This window comes from Mycoplasma sp. 1012, assembly GCF_054343455.1.
Genome location: NZ_JBTGVG010000037.1, coordinates 1 through 4147, shown reverse-complemented (window position 1 = coordinate 4147; position 4147 = coordinate 1). Strand labels below are relative to the sequence as shown.

At 24.9% G+C, this 4147-nt stretch carries 6 protein-coding genes; all 6 read left to right on the top strand.

Features of this window, described 5'->3' with window-relative positions:
• The first annotated feature begins 95 nt into the window (after positions 1-95).
• Complete coding sequence (locus tag ACXX89_RS03950) at positions 96-500, top strand: hypothetical protein (RefSeq protein ID WP_458557731.1); 405 nt, start codon at positions 96-98, stop codon at positions 498-500.
• 114 nt (positions 501-614) lie between these two features.
• Positions 615-782: a hypothetical protein gene (locus ACXX89_RS03945; protein WP_458557730.1), complete on the top strand. Its 168-nt coding sequence runs from the start codon at positions 615-617 to the stop codon at positions 780-782.
• A 26-nt stretch (positions 783-808) separates the two neighbouring features.
• Positions 809-1120, top strand: a complete 312-nt coding sequence (locus ACXX89_RS03940) for a hypothetical protein (RefSeq protein ID WP_458557729.1) — start codon at positions 809-811, stop codon at positions 1118-1120.
• Positions 1121-1383: 263 nt separating this feature from the next.
• A complete protein-coding gene (locus tag ACXX89_RS03935) occupies positions 1384-1887 on the top strand; it encodes a hypothetical protein (RefSeq protein WP_458557728.1) in 504 nt (167 codons plus the stop codon).
• Positions 1888-2120: 233 nt separating this feature from the next.
• Positions 2121-2366, top strand: a complete 246-nt coding sequence (locus ACXX89_RS03930; protein ID WP_458557727.1) for a hypothetical protein — start codon at positions 2121-2123, stop codon at positions 2364-2366.
• Between the two features lie 116 nt (positions 2367-2482).
• A partial coding sequence (locus ACXX89_RS03925; protein WP_458557726.1) for an ATP-binding protein occupies positions 2483-4147 on the top strand: 1665 nt, incomplete at its 3' end.

The following is a 4147-nucleotide window of genomic DNA, read 5'->3' as shown; positions in this document are numbered from 1 at the left end:
TCGAAAATTCATTATGCAATTAAAAAATATGTAGACAAATTAATTTATAAAAAAACTAAAAAATAAAATTTAATAAAATTTTTCAATACTTTTTAATGGAAAGGAGGTGAGATATAAAAAAAAGTAAAATTTTATTTTCTTTTTGTGTATTAAGTCCAATTGCTTTAATGACTACCATTTCTTGCAGTGAAACAACACAAAAAGCAGTTGAACAACAAAAGAAAAAATCTATTCCAGAAAAAATAGAAGAATATAAAGATTTAGTAAAAAGACATTATGAAATAATTATTAAAGATGAATTTGATTTGTATAAAACATTTACTGGAAAATATACAAATCCTTCAGCACTGGAAAATATAAGAAACAAGTATGCTCAAAAAATACAAGAAGCATTAGATAGAGTTAAGGACTTTCCTAATGATAAAATTCCTAATGAAGAATATCTTGATAGAGAAATTAATGCCTTAAAAATAGTAGTTTTCGGCCCTTCAGTTTCTTAATAATATTAATCAACCAAAAAATAAAAATGAAAGAAAAACATTATGCAAATAGATATTTAACAAAAACTAAGAAGTTTAAAAAACTTTTCAGGTTTAATTCTTTTTATAATAACTTTGGCTTTTGCAGCAGGATCTGCAGTAGCTCAAAGCGCAGAAGGAGCACTTGCTGCTGGTGTGGGACTTGTTGGTTCAATTTTAGGAATGATTTTCTCTATTTGACCAATAGTGGCTTATATCTTAACAATCATATGAACTAACAAAGATGCAAAAGCATTAAACTAAAAATAACATACAAAGAAAGGAAAAATATGAAAAAGAAGCTTTTATTACTAACTACCCCTATTTCTGTTTTAACAACTGCTGCATTAGCAGTTTCATGTCAATCTTCACTCGATAAAAAGAAAGAAGAATGAATTGATTTAACTGTAAAAGTATCAATTAAACAAAACCAAGCAGAATATGATAAAAAATCAGAAGCTGAAAAGAAAGAATATGAAAAACAACAAAAAGACGGAGCAAGAGCAGCGCTAGAATTATTTTTACCAAAAGATAAGTCTAGTGAATGAGAAAAATTATTGGATGATGATATTGCTAAACTAAAACAAGAATTAGCAAAATAATCATTTCACTAACACTACAGAAATGTAGTGTTTTTTATTCATAAAACTTTTTATTACAATGAAAATCAATGCTCAACTTCAACTTAAACTAAAATTAAAATAAAAAATAAGTTTTTATATCTAAATTTTCAAATATAAAACAAGATTATATAGGTAAAAATTCTTCAAATTTAACAACTTTTTGCCAAATACTTGCTTTTTTTTTTTTTTGTAGAATTAAATTTAAGAAAGAATAAAAAAGGAAGAAAATTTAGAGAATATATATGAAAAAAAGATTAATTACGTATTTAAGTCCATTAGCTATTGTTGCATCTATTTCTGTTTTTACAAGTTGTTCAAATAACAACGATACAAGCAAGGAATTAAATAGTCATATTGCAAAGCAAAATGAAAATAATTTAAGATTAGAAACCAGAATTAATAAAAACGAGTTAGATATTGCAAAATTGCAAAATAAAGAACAAAAAGAAATTGATTTAAGCAAAATTACCAAAAGACAGGGTGAATTAGAAGAAGGATTTCAACAACTATTAGAACAATTAGGTAATAAAGTAAGTGGAGACAATTTAGAAGAATTAATTAAAGGACTAACTAAACTTAAATTCGATGATTTAACAAGAGAAATTACTCAATTAAAAGAAAGAGTAAGACAATTAGAAAATTCTGAACACGAAAGAGAAAGAAAATTCAATGAATTAGATACTGCTTTTAGAAATAAATTAAATTCTTTTGGAACAAGTTCTACAACATCAAGCGGAGAAAATTAGAAATATTAACTTATTAGGGTTAGACAAAAACTTAGCATCGCGTTAAGTTTTTTTTGTTTTCTTTTTAACCGACTTTGTTATTTTTCAAAAAATAAGAGTTTAACTAAGTACATAAAAACTATGAAAAACAAAGGATTTTAGAAGTATTAATTTTTATAGAATAAAAAGAATAAAAGCTTATTTTTACTAAATAGAAAATTAAAAAGATAATCATTAAGTATTATAATTTATATATGAAATTAGAATTATCATCAAAAAGAACTTCCAAAAGAAAGGTAAGTACAAAAAAAGTTAAAAAACCTAGACAAATTACGTGAGATGATTTTACAAGAGAAGAATTAATCGATATAGCAAAAAGATATAAAGAAATTAACGGAGATCTTGGTCCTATAAATAAGAAAAAAGAAACCAAAAATTTAAATAATTTTAGTTATTTAAAATATGCTTTTCTATGGAATTATTTAAGAAAAACAATATAAAATTGAATAAATATAAACGCAAAATAATTCTTATTATAAAATCTTAAATTATTCCACTTTATTAAAACAAAAATTGTATAATTTTAATATACATATTTAATAAAAAGGAAATAAAAATGGATTTGAAAAAATATATTGGTGAAACAAGTTTTTGTGAAAAGAAAGTAATGCTAGAAGAAAATAAAGTTACTAATTGATTAAAAACGGTTGTTGCTTTTGCTAACACAAAAGGCGGAAAAATCATTTTTGGTATTGATGATAATGATCGATTTGTAGGTTTAGTTAATGCTAAAAAAGATTCTGAGAAAATTAGTGAAATAATCAAAACCAAATTAGATCCGATTCCTGATATAGAATTAACTATAGAAAAATATGAAAATAAAGATTTTATAATATTGACAATTTCCCCAGGAAACGAAACTCCTTACTACATAATAGATAACGGAAATAGAAAAATATTTGTAAGAATTGGAAATCAAAGTGTTTCTGCAAATTATGTCCAAATGAAAAATCTCGTTTTAAAAGGAAGCAATAAAACTTTTGATAGTATTGATAGTAATATAAAAAGCGAAAATGCTTCTTTTAGCAAACTAAAAGCTGTTTATTTTCAAAAAACAGGACAAAATTTAAATGATAGTGATTTATTATCTTTTTCATTAATAAACGAAAAGGGCAATTTAACATTTGCTGGTGCCTTGCTTGCAGATGATTATTTTGTCTATCAATCAAGAGTTTTTGCAACTAGATGAAATGGTTTAGATAAAGCAAATAGTCGCCTTGAAGCTTTAGATGATAAAGAATTTCAAGGTTCAATCTTGTATTTACTGCAAAGTGCTGAAGAATTCATTAATTCTAATTATAAAAAAATGTGAAAGAAAACTGATGTAAGTAGAATTGAATATCCAGATTATCCAGAAATCGCTATAAGAGAAAGTATTGTAAATGCCTTAATTCACAGGGATTATACAGAAAAAGGTTCAGAAATTCACATTGATATCTATGATGATAGATTAGAAATTTATTCTCCTGGTGGGATGTCCGATGGTTCTTTAATTCAAGAACAAAATATTTATCAAATTGCTTCAAAAAGAAGAAACCCTATTATTGCTGATGTCTTCAGCAGACTTAATTTAATGGAAAGACGCGGAAGCGGACTAAAGAAAATTATAGAAAGTTACAAAAAGCAAGAAAATTACAACGAAAAATTAATTCCACAATTTATTTCTAATACTAGTTCTTTCTTTATTGTGTTAAAAAATTTAAACTATAATACACAAAATAAAGTGGCGATAAACGGGTATAGTGGCGATAAAAATGATGATAAAGTGGCGATAAATGAGCAAAGTGGCGATAAAAATGATGATAAAGTGGCGATAAACGGGTATAATGGCGATAAAAGTAATGATAAAGTGGCGATAAATGGTCAGAGTGGCGATAAAAATAATGATAAAGTGGCGATAAATGGTCAGAGTGGCGATAAAATTCAGGAACTTATTGTTTTAAATTTTGCAAAACAACAAGAAGAATTTAAATCTAAAGATATAGAAAAACTTTTAAATATTAAATCTTCAAGAGTTAGAAAAATACTTTTAAATATGATTAACAGTCATAAATTAGAATCTGTTGGAGAAAATAAAAACAGGAAATATAAACTAAAAAATAAAAAGCATAATAAAGATCTTAAGAATGTTAAAAATGATGCTAATAAAGAAAATAAAAATTTAGATCAGGAACTTATTGTTTTAAATTTTGCAAAACAACAAGAAGAATTTAAATCTAAA